Annotated in this window: 12 protein-coding genes and 1 tRNA gene; 4 read left to right on the top strand and 9 right to left on the bottom strand. The window is 62.5% G+C overall.

Translation table 11 applies throughout. The features are described 5' to 3' along the window. Window positions 1–35: 35 nt before the first annotated feature. Window positions 36–1,325 (bottom strand): hypothetical protein, encoded by a 1,290-nt coding sequence (locus tag OXR00_RS16665; protein ID WP_267389378.1) that lies wholly within the window; start codon window positions 1,323–1,325, stop codon window positions 36–38. A gap of 190 nt (window positions 1,326–1,515) precedes the next feature. On the opposite strand from OXR00_RS16665, the gene OXR00_RS16660 reads away from it, so the two are divergent. After that, window positions 1,516–1,591, top strand: a tRNA-Thr gene (locus OXR00_RS16660). 196 nt (window positions 1,592–1,787) lie between these two features. Here the strand turns inward: OXR00_RS16660 and OXR00_RS16655 are convergent. The 4 genes from OXR00_RS16655 to OXR00_RS16640 all read right to left on the bottom strand — a co-directional run bounded on the left by OXR00_RS16655 (window position 1,788) and on the right by OXR00_RS16640 (window position 6,168). Beyond that, window positions 1,788–2,087, bottom strand: a complete 300-nt coding sequence (locus tag OXR00_RS16655) for a hypothetical protein (protein ID WP_267389377.1) — start codon at window positions 2,085–2,087, stop codon at window positions 1,788–1,790. Between the two features lie 61 nt (window positions 2,088–2,148). Beyond that, on the bottom strand, window positions 2,149–2,343 hold the full coding sequence (locus OXR00_RS16650) for a carboxylesterase family protein (RefSeq protein WP_267389376.1): 195 nt from the start codon (window positions 2,341–2,343) through the stop codon (window positions 2,149–2,151). Between the two features lie 238 nt (window positions 2,344–2,581). Beyond that, complete coding sequence (locus tag OXR00_RS16645; RefSeq protein ID WP_267389375.1) at window positions 2,582–5,035, bottom strand: TIM-barrel domain-containing protein; 2,454 nt, start codon at window positions 5,033–5,035, stop codon at window positions 2,582–2,584. Between the two features lie 137 nt (window positions 5,036–5,172). Then, entirely contained in the window at window positions 5,173–6,168 is a 996-nt protein-coding gene (locus OXR00_RS16640; RefSeq protein WP_267389374.1) for a LacI family DNA-binding transcriptional regulator, read from the bottom strand. Window positions 6,169–6,374: 206 nt separating this feature from the next. On the opposite strand from OXR00_RS16640, the gene OXR00_RS16635 reads away from it, so the two are divergent. Both OXR00_RS16635 and OXR00_RS16630 read left to right on the top strand, forming a co-directional pair. Next, a complete protein-coding gene (locus OXR00_RS16635) occupies window positions 6,375–9,266 on the top strand; it encodes a TonB-dependent receptor (protein WP_267389373.1) in 2,892 nt (963 codons plus the stop codon). 71 nt (window positions 9,267–9,337) lie between these two features. Continuing rightward, a complete protein-coding gene (locus OXR00_RS16630; RefSeq protein ID WP_267389372.1) occupies window positions 9,338–10,837 on the top strand; it encodes a tryptophan halogenase family protein in 1,500 nt (499 codons plus the stop codon). Here the strand turns inward: OXR00_RS16630 and OXR00_RS16625 are convergent. Together OXR00_RS16625 and OXR00_RS16620 are read right to left on the bottom strand one after the other, a co-directional pair. After that, on the bottom strand, window positions 10,819–11,511 hold the full coding sequence (locus tag OXR00_RS16625; protein ID WP_267389371.1) for a DUF6445 family protein: 693 nt from the start codon (window positions 11,509–11,511) through the stop codon (window positions 10,819–10,821). The two genes, OXR00_RS16630 and OXR00_RS16625, sit on opposite strands and share 19 nt — an antisense overlap. Further along, entirely contained in the window at window positions 11,508–13,022 is a 1,515-nt protein-coding gene (locus OXR00_RS16620; RefSeq protein WP_267389370.1) for a tryptophan halogenase family protein, read from the bottom strand. The genes OXR00_RS16625 and OXR00_RS16620 overlap by 4 nt, the downstream gene beginning before the upstream one ends. 101 nt (window positions 13,023–13,123) lie before the next feature. Between OXR00_RS16620 and OXR00_RS16615 the strand changes: the two genes are divergently transcribed. Further along, the gene (locus OXR00_RS16615) at window positions 13,124–14,971 is read left to right on the top strand and encodes an alpha-amylase family glycosyl hydrolase (RefSeq protein ID WP_267389369.1); all 1,848 of its coding nucleotides are present in this window, start codon (window positions 13,124–13,126) and stop codon (window positions 14,969–14,971) included. A gap of 326 nt (window positions 14,972–15,297) precedes the next feature. On the opposite strand, the gene OXR00_RS16610 is transcribed toward OXR00_RS16615, so the two are convergent. Beyond that, window positions 15,298–15,975, bottom strand: coding sequence for a cell wall hydrolase (locus tag OXR00_RS16610; protein ID WP_267389368.1), 678 nt, complete (start codon window positions 15,973–15,975; stop codon window positions 15,298–15,300). A gap of 522 nt (window positions 15,976–16,497) precedes the next feature. After that, window positions 16,498–16,990 (bottom strand): DUF937 domain-containing protein (locus OXR00_RS16605; RefSeq protein ID WP_267389367.1); only part of this gene is annotated, 493 nt, incomplete at its 5' end.

The raw sequence follows: 16,990 nt of genomic DNA, 5'->3' as shown, positions 1-16,990 counted from the left end.
GCAACACCCTCTGCCGGGAGGGGAATGCGAAAAAATCAGGCAGCCGCTTGGCGCATTGCCTTTTTTAGCAGCACCGGATCATCACCCAGCTGGGCCACGATATCGAGCATGCCCGCCTCGCCCGCGCGGGCAAGCAGCACCACGAAGTCGCCAGCAGCAACCGTCGACGAGATTGCAACTTGAGCGATTGGCGTCCGAGCGCGTAGCTGCGCGACGGGATCAGCCATCATAGCAGGCACCGGTGCGCGCGCGGCGCGCTCGGCCTGGACAATCCCCTTGATGCCGCCCTCGACACTATCGAGGTAGCCGGCCAGCCCGTCTGCCGCGATGCCGATGCGGCGAGCGTGGGACAATACGGATGCGTACTCCGTCAGGCGTGTCTTGTCATACTTGCCGCCGAACACGAGCTTGACGACCGGCGTCATCGGCGCGCGTAATTGTAGCGTGATCCCGGCATCTTCAAGCAGGTCTTCGTAGCTTCGCGGGTCGGCGTCCGCTGCTGCTGCAAACGCGTAAGCCCGGTCGAGTGCGTGATAGAGCGCGGCGCGCGTCCGCCCTTCCGCGCCGTGCACCGCGTCGGCTGACTCACGTGCCAGCGCGAGGTGATCGAACAACGTCTCCGGCAGGGCCGGCGTCGCCGCGAGGGATGCGGTATCTTGGGCGCTCTCGATCTCGTCACTGGGCAGCGCGGCATCGCTGGGACCATCGGCCCAGGCGATCGCGGCCGCCGCGACCGCCGGGCCGCTGCGCACCGCTGCCGCCAGTTCCGCGTTCAGACGATCCTGCGTCGCATCGTCAACCAGTTCCTTCCAGTTGATGACGCCGTAGATGAAATCGATCGAATCCTCATGCGAGGAGAACGGCATCAGGATACCGCGATACAACGTGTTGTGCCCGCGCGCATTTACGAACTCGGCCTCGAACCCGATCGGAGCACGGTTCGCGATGATCTGGAGGTAATGGTCGGTCAGCCGCGACAGCAAGGAACGACTCGGCACCTGCGAGATGTGCGTGATCGTGCTGTCGATCGAACATTCCTCGCGCAGTGCCCGGCCGACAAATGGAATCGCCGGATTATCGACCCCTGCCGAAAAATCGAGCAGCACGCTGTGCGGACCGAAATCCGCGATATTAGCCGGATCAAGATTGCCGATCGCCGGGTAGGCACGTCCGTGCAGCAACGACACCCAATGGTTGTACGCACGAACATGCATGCGCCGCTCGTCGGTGCCGATATCCAGCCGCGGACCATCGACATCGCCATCGCGCACATCGACTTCCGCCGCCCCGCCCCGGTCGCCCTCGACCCCGCGAACATTATCCATGCGCAACCGACCCTATACGGGATTCGCCGCCCGAATCCCTGTTCTGATGCGTCTGTGCGCGCTCTTTGGTAAACGCCGCGTAAAATCACCCATCCGAAGGCTTCCGCAAGAACACCGACTTGCCATGCGCCATTTCAGATGATAGGCGGCCGCCCTCAAGATCGGCGATGCAGACCGCCGATCACCAGATGCCGCTTTAGCTCAGTTGGTAGAGCATCGCATTCGTAATGCGGGGGTCACAGGTTCGAGTCCTGTAAGCGGCACCACTCATTTTCAAATCTCTGCTGCCGTGCTCACGTCACGTGTTTATGGCGCGACCAAAACCGGCTAAGTACGCCATTCCTTCCCTCCAAGCGCCTTACTGCTGGGGTTCAGAGACGCTTGCCTTTATTCAACTAGGAGGTAGTTGTCGGCCGTCGTCTCGGTAGCCGAATTCGGCGTAGCCACCATCGCGAGCGGCGTTCAAAAACGTACGTGCTGGTCAGACGGCAGATTGACCCAGATAACGGCGGTTACCGCCGCTCTCGACATTCTTAGCTCCACCGGCACGTGCGCGAAACGCCCCGCGCGATAGGCAGCGAGGCTACCGACGAAGGTATGGCCGTCAGGCACGGGGCCGCTATAATCGAGCCCGAGCCGGTTCATCGCCGCGAGGTTTAGGCCGTCCACCACCTGCTCAGCGGGTCGCGCGCGTAATTTGGCGGCCGCCTGCGGATCATCGGCGAAGCTGCCGATCTGCCCCAACCGATAGTTGAAGCTCATCACGAGAATACCCGCCCGGGCGAGTGCCGCGCCGCTGTACGTCGGCGGCGATGAGCCGCCGTTAACGAAGCCGCCCCCGATAGATCCACACCATCACCGGCAGCTTTTTCGTCGCGCCCGCCGGGCGCCAGATGTTGGCATAAAGACAGTCTTCAGACGGCGCGTTGCCGAGCGGTGCCGCGTCGCTCGGAAACGGGAGCTGCATGCAGTCGGCCGCATATTGGCTCGCGTCGTGCACCGTCGTCCAGCGCGCCACCGGCTGCGGCGCACGCCATCGCAAAGCGCCGATCGGCGGGGCGGAAAAGGGATTCCCTTGAAGAAGAGGATCTTCTCCGCCTCAACACCTCGGACAGGCCCCTTGGTGGTTTGCACGACCAAGCCGCCCGGCGCGGCGGTAACGGCAGCGGCCGGCATCATGGCAGCCATCATCGCCAAAAAGTGGAAACGCATTGGCATGCCGCCGGGCTTTCAAAGTGCTCGTGGTCAGGCCGCCCTCATTTCAAGATCTCTAGTGTCGTTGCGCCCGGCGCGGTGGCAAGCTCGAACGCTATCGTTTCCGCCGCGGCATCCGTGTGGCTGGCAAGCGATCGCCCGCTTCGCGTCACCTTGCCGGCGCCGGTCCAGCCGTGAACGGTCACAGTGATATCATGCCACCATGGCTTGTAGCGGCCCTGCGGTGCATTCCACGTAACCTTCAGCCCGGTAGGTGTTGTCACACACCGGATCTGTTGTCGGAAAAACTGGCCGCGCGTGAAGCCCATCGAATGGCCATCGTCGAAATACAGCGACCCCATACAATCGGGGCCGGGATAGATGTCGAGCTGGAGCGGCCCCTGCGGCGTGTCGGCGGTACTCTGCACCACCGCCTGACGCGGCAGGATGGTGCCTGCGCGCACGAACACCGGCAGCGTGTCGAGGCGCGGCGTCTCGCTGACCGTGTCGCCAAGCGCGCGAGCGCCACCGGTCGCCTGCGTGGCGGACTGGATCGGCCCCTCGGTAGCCGCCTGCGGCGTGCCGGCACGTTTGCCGGTCCAGTAATCGAACCAGCCGCCTGCGGGCAGGCACACGTCGTAGCTTTGTGGCGACTCAGGACGTGGCGGCGGCGCGACAAGCAGGCTTTTGCCGAGCGTGAACGTCATTGATTGGTCGCACGACATCGTCAGCGCCTGCGGATAATCATAGAATACCGGGCGCAGGATTGGGTCGCCGGTGCGGCTGTTGAGTTCCGCTAAACCGTAGAGATACGGCAGCAGCTTGTACCGCTCTTCGATGAAATGGCGCCGGATCGCCTCATGGACCGGTCCGTCGACCCACGGCTCGACGCGCGGCGTACCCTTCGCCGAGTGATCGCGGAAGATTGGGTAGAACGCACCGATCTCGAACCAGCGGGTCAGCAGATCCGCGCTCGGGCCACCCGCGAAGCCGCTGACGTCAGCGGCAGAATAGGAGAAGCCAGACAGGCCGAGGTTGATGATCTGCTGCACCGACAACCGCAGATGGTCCCAGGTCGCGCTGTTATCGCCGGTCCACGTCACGGAGTAGCGCTGGCCGCCGGCATAGCTCGCCCGCGTCATGACCTGCGCGCGTTCGTCCGGCCGCAGACGGCGCAGCCCGTCATAGGTCGCGCGTGCGTTTTCCATGCCGTAGACGTTGTGCAGTTCGGCATGGCTCGCGTTGCGTGTGGCGAAATCGTCGCTGGCGATATAATGGACAGTGTCCAGTGGCATCGTCTTCGTCGGCGTGTCGAACACCGCCGGCTCGTTCATGTCGTTCCAGGCGCCGGCAACGCCCATGTTGACCTCGCCCTTGAACAGCCCACCCCACCAGTCACGCACTTTCGCGGACGTGAAATCAGGGAACACCGACGGTCCGGGCCAGACCGGCGCCACGTAAGTCTGCCCGTCCCGGCGGTGGACGAACGCGTCGATCGCGGCACCGCTATCGTAAGGCGCGTAATTCTGACCCGGCAGATGCGCGACGTGCAGATCGGTGATCGTGAAGACCTTGAACCCCTTCCCGCCAAGATCCGAGATCAGGCCGGGCAGGTTGGGAAAGCTCTGGGTGTTGACCGTGAACGGCCGGTTGCGGTCCTGATAGTCAATATCGAGCCAGAGCACGTCGGTCGGGATCTTGTCGGCACGCAGGCGATTGGCGACCTGCCGGACTTCGTCGGCCGTCATGTAGCTGTAGCGCGATTGCTGGTAGCCCAGCGACCATTGCGGCGCGAGCGGAGCCTTGCCGGTGAGATCGGTATAGCGACGCACCACTTCGGCCGTCGTCGGGCCGGTGATGATGTAATAATCGATCGGGCCATCCGGACCGCCGATCGCGAGTGTGTTCTCCTCGCGGTGGCCGAAGTCGAACCAGGTCCGCCAGGTGTTGTCGAGGAAAATGCCGTAACTGCCGCCATCGCCGCCGACGCCGAGGAAGAATGGTATCGACTTGTAGATCGGATCGCTGCTGCTCAGGAATCCGAACGCATCGGTATTCCAGTCGACATAGCTGTAGCCACGACGGTCTAGCGTCCCAGTCTTGTCGCCCATTCCGAAGTAATGCTCGGCCAGCGGCATCGCTTTTTTCAGGGTGAAGCTCCGGCCGTCCAGCTTCAACGGTTCGGCATCGGCGGTGATGATCTTGCCGGCACGATTGGTCACGGTCAGCCGTCCGTCCGCGGCGAGGTGGACGATCAGCGCCGAGGTCGAGAAACCGTCCGACGTTGCGGTGACCGCGACACGCTGCGCCCGCACCGCCGGAGACACCGCCCAGCTCGCATCCTCATCGAGATGACCAGCGCGACCGACGCGGACGCGCAGAATGTCGTCGGTAAGGGCTACGACCGTTATCAGGGTTTCGCCGAGGTGCGCCTCGGCCCCGTTCGCGAGCGGCGTGACCGTCGCGGTCGCGGCCGGAGGAACCACCTGTGCATGCGCGGTCACGGCAGAAAGCATGGCTGCGGTCATTGCCACCGCAGGCGCCCACCGGCTCGCCAAAGTCCTAATCGCCACCCTGCCTCCTCGCGCTCGTTAGAGCGTTATGTAATCGTTTACGCAGATCGCCATAAACGATCGATCCGCGATGCGTCAACTTACGCGGACTGGCGTTTAATCAGTTGGACGGAAATCCGTGCCGACGGCGCATCTTCCCCTGCGATGCGGCGGAACACCAGTTCCAGCAAGGTCGCCGCCGCGATGGTCAGGTCCTGTCGTACCGTCGTCAGGGATGGCGTAGTATGGGCGGCCAGGCTGACATCATCGTAGCCGACGACGGCTACATCCTCCGGCACTCTGCGACCGTGGCGGGCAAGCGCGCGGATCAGGTGAATGGCGATCACGTCCGATGCAGCAACAATGCCGTCAATTTCGGGATGCGCCGCAATCAGCGTATCGAGGAACGGCGATTCAGGATCGAACGCCAGCGGGACAGGGATATGCGCACCCACGGCAACACCCGCCGCCGCATGCGCTGCCAGATAACCGGCGTGGCGCCCGACAAGCTCGGGAATATCGGTCATCCCGGCAAACGCGATGCGGCGGCGACCGAGAGCGAGCAAATGCTCAGTGGCGATGCGACCGCCAAGCTGATTGTCGGTACCGACCGAACAATAGCCGTCAGTGGTCTCGCCCCACACGACCAGCGGCTGGTAGGTCCGCGCGACTTTGCGCAACACCGGATCCTGATCCGACTGGCACAGAACGACGATACCGTCGACACGCCCGCTGCGCGACAGGTTCGCCAGCCAGGCGCTATCGTGCGGCGTGACCGCCGACAGCAGCATCGCTTGCTCACGATTGGCGAGGCCATCCATCAACTGGCCAATCAACGCGGTATAGAACGGATCCGAAACGCGCTGCGCGCTCTCATGTCCAAGCGGGATGACGACGCCGATCGAGTCGGTCCGGCCGAGGCGCAGGTTTCGCGCGGTCTGATTGATCTGGAAACCGTGGCTATCGGCAATGTCGAGAACCCGCTGCCGGGTCGCGGAACTGATCCGAAGGTTGCCCGACAACGCGCGCGAAACAGTCGCTGTCGTCACGCCAGCGATTTGCGCGATGTCCGCGAGCGTTTTTACGCGCGCTGTCACCAGCCTCCCCCGCTACGATCCATGGCCGCGATATCGATAATTCTCATTTTCCTTAGCTCCCTCTCCCGGAGCAGGCCAAGTGTTGCACGCGGCCCACAGGGTGCGGTTTTTCTTTACCCCCCCTCTTGCCAAACTTTCAACAACCAGAGTAAACGATTGCGCATGTAATCGATTACGCAGAATAGCGTGATCTTGGGGAGGACACCATGACTGGATCATTCCGCGGCGGCGCGGCGCGTTCGAAAGCTATTCTTGCATCCAGCACCGCGCTCGTCATCTTGATGGCAGCGACGCCTGCATTCGCGCAGACCGCAGCGGATCCGTCAGCAGCTACGCAGACGCAGATCGGCCCGACCGCCGGCGACGCGGCCCCCGGCACGGCGCCGGTCGGCACACCCGACAATGCAGCATCGCCGGTCGGCGATATCGTCGTGACCGGCTACGCCCGCTCGATCCAGAACGCGAACGCCATCAAGAAGCTGGCGGTAAACGTGGTCGAGGCGATCTCGGCCGAGGACATCGGCAAGCTGCCGGACGTCTCCATCACCGATTCACTTTCCCGGTTGACCGGTGTCGCAGTGCAGCAATCCGCTGGCCGCGCGAAGTACATTTCGGTTCGCGGATTTGGCCCGGATTACACCACGGCCACGCTCAACGGACGCACCGTCGCGACCGTCGATGACAACCGTCGTTTCGATTACGGCCAATATCCGGGCGATCTTTTCCAGCAGATCGAGGTCATTAAGACGTCCTCGGCCGATCTGCTCAACTACGGCCTCGCCGGCAGTGTCAATCTCCAGACCTATGATCCACTGACGCAGAAGAACGCCTTCGCGATCAACGTCCAGGGTCAGATCGGCCAGTACGACAAGCTCAACCCGGAATCGACCAATCGAGGCTACAAGACCTCGCTGATCTTCGTGCACAAGTTCGCGAACGACACGATCGGCGTGTCGCTCGGCCTGTCCGCGATCCAGGATCCGACGCAGGATTATCATTACGCGACTGGCGGCGGCAACGGCAACTTCTACAGCGCGGCAAGCCCCGACGCGCTGGGCAATATCGGTCCGCAGGATATCCAGAACTACGTCAACTCGAACACGCTGTACCGCCAGTCGGGCTTCGGCCATGTGACGTGGCATCCGAGCGACCGCTTCGAGATGTCGGTCGATGGCCTCTACACTCAGAGCAAGATCCGCGAATATTCGCGCGGCTGGGAAATGCCGCTGGCAAGCTGGAGCCGCAACACGCAGGTGCCGGGCAGCGAAACATCGTCCGGCGGCTATGTCACGAGCGAGAAATACAACGTTTATCCGGTGCTCCGCAACGACTTCAACACGTCGGACGCCGACACCTTTCTCGTCGGCGGCAACGCAAAGTACCATATCACCGACAGCCTAAAGCTCGTCGTCGATGCCAGCTATTCGCGCGCGCATCGCCATGACAACACGTATGAAATTTATGGCGGCTCGACGACGCAGCCGGGGCTGGCGACGATCTCCCGACTGTCGAACGGCGCCTATGGCGTCAACATTTCCGGCATCGACTATGCCAACACCCAGCAAACGTCCCTCACCGATCCGCAGGGCTGGAACCAGGTCGGATTCAACAACGTCCCCGATCTGACCGACACCGTGAAGCAATTCCGCGCCGAGCTTGACGGTGAGTTTCACATGAACTTCTTCAAAAGCTGGGAAGTCGGCGTCAACTACAGCGACGAGAAGAAGCTTTCGAATTATTCCGGCTATTACATCTGCCTCCCCGGGCCGGCATCAGTCGGCGGCTGCGGCGCGGATAACGCGATGGTCACAAGCGTCGCCATCCCCTCCTCGATCGTCACGGGTTCGGTCGAGCCATATGGGGTGACGGGCACGCGTCTGGTCGCGTTGAACCCGATTGCCGCGCAGGCATTGCTGCGCACTTCGACTCAACCGCTCGCCTCCAGCGTCGCGCGCGACTGGACCGTGCGCGAGAAGGTACTGACCGGCTACATGCAGGTCAACTATGCGACGACGGCTGGTTCGATTCCAGTTTCGGGCAATTTCGGCACGCAGATCGTCAACACCGATCAGAGCTCTATCGGCTCCGGCGCGCTGACGGCCACCACGGCTGTGGCGCAGACCGGCGGGGCAAACTACACCTACGTGCTGCCCAGCGCGAACATGAACATCGAAGTGGCGCACGACACGCTGCTCCGCATCGGCCTCAGCCGCACGCTCGCCCGCGCGACGATGGATGACGAGAACGGCTCCAACGCGACGAGCTATTGCGGTACGCAAGGCTGCACGACCGTCCCGCTGATCGGCGGCAAGGAGCCGGTGCTGTCGCGATCGTCCGGCAACCCACAGCTTCGGCCGTATTTTTCGACCAACGTCGATCTGTCGTTCGAGCATTATTTCGCCCAGAACCAGGGCAAGCTGGCGTTCGCGGGCTATTACAAGGCGATCAGTAACTTCACGACGCAGAACCTCCTGCTCAACACCGGCAACGTCAACAGCGGCGGCCCGACCAGCACGACGATGGCGGATTGCTCAGCGTTCTCGTCGCTGCTGACCGTGCCGCTTTCGGCCAGCCAGACGCTGGCCTGTTATTCGACCGTCCCGAGCAATGACGGGCGCGGTTACGTCCTCGGCGGCGAGGCGAGCGCGACGGTCCCGCTCAAGGTGCTGATCCCGGCGCTCGACGGTTTCAGCCTCATCGCGCAATATGCGTATAACGAGAGCGCGATCCGCTTCAGCAACGGGTCGAAGATCACGCTGCCGGGCCTGTCCAAATCCGTGACACAGTTCCAGGCGTTCTTCGAGAAGTGGGGCTTCAACGCTCGTGCGTCGCTTACTCATCGTTCGTCGTATCTGGGCGACTATCAGTTGTTCAACGCACAGGTGACCGCCAACCTGACCAAGCCGCAGACAACGCTCGACGCGCAGGTCGGCTACGACTTCAAGGCCGGGATGCTGAATGGCCTGTCGGTCTATGTGCAGGGCCACAATCTCACCAATTCCGAGACGGTGTCCTACGTCAACAACGACCCCAAGCAGGTCAACATCCGCGATCAATATGGCGCGACCTATCTCGCGGGCCTGACCTTCAAGTTCTGATCCTGCCTGGCGGCGCTTGACCATTACGCGCCGCCGTTTCTTTCTCTCGCGGTTCGGCTAAAGGCGAGACCATGAGCGCGCTTCCCAATCGCATCCTTATCGTCGGTGGTGGTACCGCCGGCTGGATGGCGGCGGCCCTCCTGTCCAAACTGCTGCCGCAAGCACGCCATGCCATCAGCCTGATCGAATCCGACGAGATCGGCACGGTCGGCGTTGGCGAGGCGACGATCCCGCAGCTCCAGTTGGTCAATGCCGTCCTCGGCGTCGACGAAGACGCCTTCATGCGCGCGACCTTGGCCACCTATAAACTAGGAATCGAGTTCGTCGGCTGGGGCGATGCCGACAGCCGCTATATCCACGCGTTCGGCAACACCGGCCGCCCGATCGGCCAGACGCCGTTTCACCATTTCTGGCTGCGCGGGCTGAAACTAGGCGAGCGCGCGCCGCTTGACGCCTATTGCCTCAACGCCGCGGTCGCCCGGGCCGGTCGCTTCGCCCGCGGCGCGGAGGCGCAGTCCAGGATGCTCGGCGGCCCCGTCCACGCCTTTCACTTCGACGCGGGCCTGTATGCCGCCTTCCTGCGCCAATATGCCGAGGCGCGTGGCGTGACGCGCATCGAGGGCAAGATCCGTCATGCCGGACGCGATGCCGAAACCGGCGACGTCACGCATGTCATGCTCGATGGAGAGCGGGCCTATGGTGCGGACTTGTTTATCGATTGCTCCGGCTTCCGTGCGCTGTTGATCGAGGGCGCTCTCGGAACCGGCTTCGAAAGCTGGACGCATTGGCTTCCGTGCGATCGGGCGCTTGCGGTCCAATGCGAGGGGCCGGCAGAGATTGCCCCCTATACGATGTCGACCGCACGCGCCGCCGGCTGGCAATGGCGTATCCCACTGCAACACAGGGTCGGCAACGGCCATGTCTATTGCTCTGACGCCATCGACGACAGCGTGGCGGCGGATACGTTGCTTGCCAACCTCGACGGCAAGCCCCTTACCGACCCGCGACCGATCCGCTTCACCACCGGCCGTCGCAAGCAGTTCTGGAACCGCAACGTCGTGGCACTGGGGCTGGCCGCCGGGTTCCTCGAACCGCTTGAATCAACCAGCATCCACCTCGTCCAGTCGGCTATCGAACGGATCGTGACGTTCCTGCCGAACGGCCCGATCCGCGCCGCCGATGTCGCCGCATACAACGCCCAGACCGTATTCGAGTGGGAACGGGTGCGCGATTTCATCATCCTCCATTACGCGGCCAACACCCGCACCGAGCCGTTCTGGCGGCGGTGCGCCGCAATGCCGATCCCCGACACGCTGACCGAAAAGCTCGATCTGTTCCGCGCGAGCGGACGGATCATTCGTATCGGCGACGAGCTTTTTTCCGAGCCGGGATGGCTCCAGGTCATGATCGGCCAGGGCATGATGCCAGCGGGCTATCACCCGCTCGCGGACGCGCCGAGCGATGCGGAAATGCGCGAATTTTTATCGGTGATCCGCCAAGCCGTCGACAAACAAGCCGCCGCATTGCCGAGCCACCGTAGCTGGCTTCAGCGTCACTGCTGGGCGGCCTGACGCGATCCCATCAGGAAGGTGTTGACGGTGAGCCGCGCACGACGCGGGTCGTTCGCGAAATCGAGCGCCGCCGGCAGATGTGCGCAATGGAGCAGATTGCCGCGATAGATCAGCGCGCGGTTCGGTCGCGCCTCGAACGTCGCGATCTGCTCGTAGATCGGGGTCGACCCGCTGATATACGCCGCGCCGGGCAACCCATGGCGGGCGACGTCGCGGTGTAGCGCTGGGTCATAGGTGGCGTGGCGATCGGCGGAGATCGTCTCGAAGCCGGTGCTGCGATGTCGATAGAAGGCGGTGCCGCCTTGTTCTTCCCCGCACAGATAATGCAGCAGCGCGACACGCTCCGGTTCGAACCCATCGAAATGCGGGATTCGCTGAATCGGCGTGAGATCGGCAGGCTGGGTCGTTACGATCGAATAGCCGGCGGAGATCACGGCGGCCGGCGCGGGAAAGCCGAACACCTCGGCAATCAACCCCTCCACCGGATGAAGATAGGCCGCGACATCCTGCGGGGCAACCTGCGCGCGTAGCCCGGGGTAATGGCGGCCCATGACGTCGTACTGCAACACTTCGGCCGCAGCGCGCAGCCGCGCGGGGTCGGGCACGAAATCGTCGATCACGATCACCGGCTCCGCTTCATGACCGATTTGCTCGATCCGGGGCGCCTGCATCATGCCACCTCAGTGGCGCGACAATGCCGCGCGATAAAGGCGTCGTGCGCCGGAAAGGTCGCCGCCGCGCCCCGTATCACGTCGCGCAGGCGGCGAAGCTGCGCCGGCGCATCGACCTGCGGGCGCAGATCGGCAAGCCGATCGTACCCGCGCGGGATGACGCCCTGGCCGAGATAGACCGCAAGCCAGCTCGGGTTGCGAAACAGTTCGTCATCGGGCGACACCAGCCGCGCATCGTGAACGAAGTGTTTGACCTTGTAGGCCAGCTCTTCGGGAATCGCCGCTGCGGCACGGGCGCGCCAGAACGGCTCGCACCGTCGGTTCGCGTGGTAATGCAGGATGAGGAAGTCGCGGATCCGCTCCCATTCGTTGACCGTGGCGCGGTTGAATTCCTCGGCGTTGAGCGGATCATGGTTACGGTCAGGCAGTAGGCGGATCAGCCGCTCGACGCCCATCTGGATCAGGTGCAGGCTGGTCGATTCGAGCGGTTCCATGAAACCAGCCGCCAGACCCAGGCTGACACAATTATAACTCCACGCCTGCTCGCGCCGGCCCGTGGTAAACCGCAATTGCCGGGCGTCGCCGAGCATCGGCCCCGCAACGTTCGCGCGCAGCACCGCCTCCGCCTCGTCATCGCTGGTGAAGTTCGAGCAATAGACGTGGCCATTGCCTTGGCGATGTTGGAGCGGGATCCGCCATTGCCATCCCGCAACGTGAGCAGTCGATCGGGTGTGGGGCGCCAGCGGTCCGTGATTGGCGCTGGGAAGCGCGATCGCGCGATCGCAAGGCAGCCAGCGGCTCCAGTCCTGATATCCGACACCCAGCGCGCGACCGATCAGCAGCCCTGCGAAACCCGTGCAATCGACGAAGAAGTCGGCGGCGATCTCACGCCCATCGGCAAGGCGAACATGCGCGATCCGCCCACCCTCCCCTTCACGACCAACATCAACGACCTTTCCTTCCGATCGCGTCACGCCCCGCGCCTCGGCATAGCCGCGCATCATGCGGGCATAGCGACCGGCATCGAAATGATAGGCGTAATCATGGGTCGAGCGGACGTCGCGCGGATTATCGACCGGCGGACCAAAGCGATTTTCCTGCGCCAGCGCCTTGCACAGCGAATAGTCATCAAACGGCGTCGAATCCCCGGCGAGATGCGCGCGAACCCACCAATGGTGCAGCCCGACCCGGTCGAAATCCGCACCGTGCGTGCCGAACGGGTGGAAATACCGGCTGTCGGAATCACCCCAGCCGACGAACTCGATCCCGAGCTTGAAGGTGGCACCCGTCGCCTTGATAAAGTCAATCTCGTCGATTCCAAGGCTCGCGTTGAACGCCTTGATCGGGGGAATCGTCGCCTCGCCGACGCCGACGGTGCCGATTTCGTCCGACTCGACCAGCTTGATCGTGACGCTGTCACCAACCGCGAACGCCAGTGCTGCCGCCGCCATCCAGCCCGCCGAGCCGCCACCGATGATGGCGATTGAACGGAGCCGGTCGGGGTGATGGTTCATTCGGATCCTCCCGCATCGCTCTTCCCGATGCCACGCACATACTTGTATCTTCGCGTGCAATCGTTAGCACAGATACAAACCGGATTGGAAGGAGAGGCGGGTTGGCGCAACCGGATTGGCGTACCCTCGGACGGTGTTTCGCGTCGCTAGGATTGCTGTTTTCCGTTGCGGCCGCGTCCGCCGGACCCAGCGATGTCACCCTTGCCGCAGTCCGCGCGAGACCGGCGGGCGGCGAAGTCATTTATTTCCTGCTCCCCGATCGCTTCGCCAACGGCGATCCGACGAATGATCGTGGCGGCCTCACCGGCGACGCGTCCGCCACCGGGTTCGATCCGACCAACAAGGCGTTCTTTCACGGCGGCGATCTTCGCGGCGTCGAGCAGCATCTAGATTATATCCAGAAGCTTGGCGCAACCGCAGTGTGGCTAGCGCCGATCTTAAAAAACAAGCCGGTGCAGGGCGCACCCGGGCACCAGAGTGCAGCCTATCACGGCTATTGGATCGAGGATTTCCTCCACGTCGACCCGCATTTCGGCACCGATGCCGACTTCAAACATCTGGTCGACGCGGCGCACGCACGCGGCCTCAAGGTCTATATGGACATCGTCGTCAACCATACCGCCGACGTGATCCAGTATCGCGAATGCCGCGATACCGACTGCCCCTATCGAAGCCGCGCCGATTTCCCGTACGGCACCTTACACGGCGATCCGGCGCATCCGATCAACCGAGGTTTTGCTGGCGACGACGTGCAGACCACCGCCAATTTCACGCATCTCAGCGATTCGAATTGGGCGTACACGCCGTATGTGCCTGCCGGCGAGCAACATGCCAAAAACCCGGCCTGGCTCAACGATCCGATCTATTATCACAACCGTGGTAACTCGACCTTCGAGGGTGACAGTTTCACGACTGGCGATTTCGGCGGTCTCGATGATCTTTTCACCGAGAATCCCCGCGTGCTCGCCGGGATGATCGAGATTTATGGTAGCTGGATCGACCGGTTCGGGATCGACGGCTTTCGCATCGATACCGCGCAGCATGTGAACCCCGAATTCTGGCAGGGCTTCGTACCCGCAATCCTCGCGCGTGCCCGCGCCCGTGGTATCCCCAATTTCCACATTTTCGGCGAAGTCTCATCGGGCGGAATGGACCCGGCGCATCTCGCCGAACACACGCAAGTCGATCATCTTCCGGCGGTGCTCGATTTCGCGTTCATGCACGGCGTGATCGATACCGTGGCGGGCACGAAAGGCACAGACGAACTCGCCCGCCTGTTTGCAGCCGATCCGCTCTATCGCGGTGGTGAGGTTGCCGCACGGCAGTTGCCGACGTTCCTCGGCAATCACGATCAGGGCCGGTTTGCCATGTTCGTCCGCAAGCTTCGCCCGCAGGCAAGCGAGGAAGAGGTGCTCGCGCGTACGATCCTCGGCCATGCCATGCTGCTGACGCTCCGAGGCGTGCCGACGATCTATTCGGGCGATGAACAGGGGTTTGCCGGTCTTGGCGAAGATCAGGACTCACGTCAGGACATGTTCGCGAGTCAAACGGCAAGCTACCGGATGGAGAAGCTCCTTGGCCAGAACAAAACCGGGGCAACCGAGAGCTTCGGTATGGCCGGCCCACTGTTCAAAGCGATCGGGAAAATAGCGCATCTTCGCATGGGCCATCCCGCACTGGCACTTGGACGGCAGGTCGTTCGGCATACCCAGCCAACCCCCGGGCTTTTCGCAGTCTCGCGATTCGATCCGGCCACGGGAGCCGAAGTGCTCGTGGCGTTTAATACTTCGGATCGGGCGATAACCTCAAACGTAATGGTCGAGACCTCAAGCCTTCAGTTTGAAACTCTCTATGGTGCCTGTCCCGCCATAGCACGAGCGCCAGGCAGCATATCTCTTCGGATTCCCTCTTTTGGTACCGTGATCTGTGCCGCGACGCAGGCTCGCTAAGGACGTCGGGGCGACCAGACCAAACGGCCTTAGTTCTAGGGAACCACCGATGCTATTTAAGCACCCCGCTATTAAAAGCACTGCCGTATCTGGTCAAAGACGAGAATGACGCATTGTAAGTCGCGGAACGCACGGAGGTTTGGCGTCTAAACGACCCAGTTCCGGCCGTCCGCGACGCGTTTTTGGGTTCCCAACTCCGGTCGCCCGTTCATGTTACTAGAACGTCCGGTATCAGGCGTTCGGAGGTCAACGCGGAACGGCTTGGTCTGGTGGAAGCTGTGCGAAAACACGGGCCGAACCTTACGCCGGATATTTAGGCTCATTCTCTAGCCAATTTTGCGTATGTAGAAGAGGTGCGGACCGACTTGGGCGACCTTCGTCATTGAATTGCGCCAGTAGGGAACGATCCAATCAGCATGATAGTGCGTCGCTTTACCCACGTCGGCAAACACCGCTCCGGCTAGTGCTCGACGCGCAGCTCGCCTGGCCAACGACCAACCGACATGCACCGGCCGGCGCTGGAGTGAGCCATCGCAGGTGAAGGAGAACTGGCACCCGGCTGGGCGGCCAGAGCCTAGGTATACGACCCCGCAAATTGTTGCCGGAAAGCCTGGCGCGCGCAGCCGATTGAGAATGACCTGCATCACCGCACGCTGCCCACGTTCATCGTCGCCGGCTTCGTAGAGCGCTGCTGTCGCCAGGCATTCGGCAGCCTGTTCGCGTGCAGTGGGGCCGCCGCGAAAATAGAATGCGTAGGCGCTCACGCGTCGATCCGCCTCAATTGACACCGCGGCATTTGAGGCGCGGGCCTGCGCCACCGTCATTGGCTCAGCAACATTCAGCTCGTGCGGCGTAAGCAGCAGCGTTGCCGCTACTATTGCAATGATGCCAGACGCGACGAGCAGCAGTAGCCAGCGTTCGGGCGCACCGTTGCGCTTGGCGCTCCGCTTTCGAGGGCGCTGGCGCCGCGCAGGCAAGGAAGACTTACGGGATCGCTGCGGCACAATCTCTTCCTAGCTGCGAATATGCCGAGAGGCACGCAAACAGGATAGATCGGAGTTTGGCTTAGCTTACTTCCGGATGGCGCCAACTGGGCGACTGCGGAAGGGTCCGGTCTTGGTCGGCGACCATAAATAGCTGTACTTCCCTGCCCTTAGGCGCAACGAACCAGTAGCCGGCATTCCCCACGGCTTCTCGCCTTTCCAACCTCCGACATTCATTCATAAGTGCGCGATTAACTTGCAGCGCCTCTGGAATGGCAAGTCTTAGTACCTACCTCTCGTTCCTTCGCACGAGTTTCAGTCGCGCCTTCGATTTGAGCTACATGGCGCTAGCGACAGCACCGTTCCGTCGCACGTGGCTCTCCTCGGCTGCTAAGCAAATTCACCGAGTTTCGCGGCTTCATCTTCTTCGGACAGGTCGAGACCGATAGGCTGCGAACTCGTCGCCTCACCGGCGAAGCCTGGCTCTCGCGACATGTCATTGCTATCAGGCTCGTTGCCAGGAATGCTTATCTTAGTCAGGTCTTAGCGCCTTCCACCAAGGATCGTATCGAGCGGATTACCGGCAGCGAGCAAGCCGCCTAGGCCACCGAGCCCGCCAGCTTGGCCTCCGCCCAGCATCGATCCAAGCAGGCCACCAAGTCCGCCACCACCTGCGGCTGTACCCGCCGCATCGCCGTTCTGCGCGAAGTGCTTGACGACCATTGCTGCCACGATCGGGAGCATCGCCTTTATCACGGTGCTTGGTACTCCACTCTGCCCAGCGGCGTGGTCAGCAACCTGGCGGCTAACGTCCTTGCTTCCGAAAATGTGGCCAAGGATGGTGTTACCCGCGGCACTATCAGGTTCATCGATGGTGGACCCTGCGTCTGACACCGTCGCCAAACCGCCGTCGTCAGCATGTTTTTGCATCCCGCCGGCGACAGCGGGCAAGAGCGAGCTCAAAGCTGAATTCGCTTGTTCGGAGGTGATGCCGAAGCGCGATGCAAGACTGTCCACGTCCATTCCACTCGATGCG

It is taken from the genome of Sphingomonas sp. GC_Shp_3, assembly GCF_026540945.1.
Lineage (GTDB): Bacteria > Pseudomonadota > Alphaproteobacteria > Sphingomonadales > Sphingomonadaceae > Sphingomonas.
This window is presented reverse-complemented; position numbering and strand designations above follow the sequence as displayed.

Bases quoted from the DNA above. Each gene is read 5' to 3' on its own strand.
- OXR00_RS16665 (WP_267389378.1), bottom strand. From the start codon at position 1,325: ATGGATAATGTTCGCGGGGTCGAGGGCGACCGGGGCGGGGCGGCGGAA.
- OXR00_RS16655 (WP_267389377.1), bottom strand. From the start codon at position 2,087: ATGAGCTTCAACTATCGGTTGGGGCAGATCGGCAGCTTCGCCGATGAT.
- OXR00_RS16645 (WP_267389375.1), bottom strand. From the start codon at position 5,035: ATGCTTTCTGCCGTGACCGCGCATGCACAGGTGGTTCCTCCGGCCGCG.
- OXR00_RS16635 (WP_267389373.1), top strand. From the start codon at position 6,375: ATGACTGGATCATTCCGCGGCGGCGCGGCGCGTTCGAAAGCTATTCTT.
- OXR00_RS16630 (WP_267389372.1), top strand. From the start codon at position 9,338: ATGAGCGCGCTTCCCAATCGCATCCTTATCGTCGGTGGTGGTACCGCC.
- OXR00_RS16625 (WP_267389371.1), bottom strand. From the start codon at position 11,511: ATGATGCAGGCGCCCCGGATCGAGCAAATCGGTCATGAAGCGGAGCCG.
- OXR00_RS16620 (WP_267389370.1), bottom strand. From the start codon at position 13,022: ATGAACCATCACCCCGACCGGCTCCGTTCAATCGCCATCATCGGTGGC.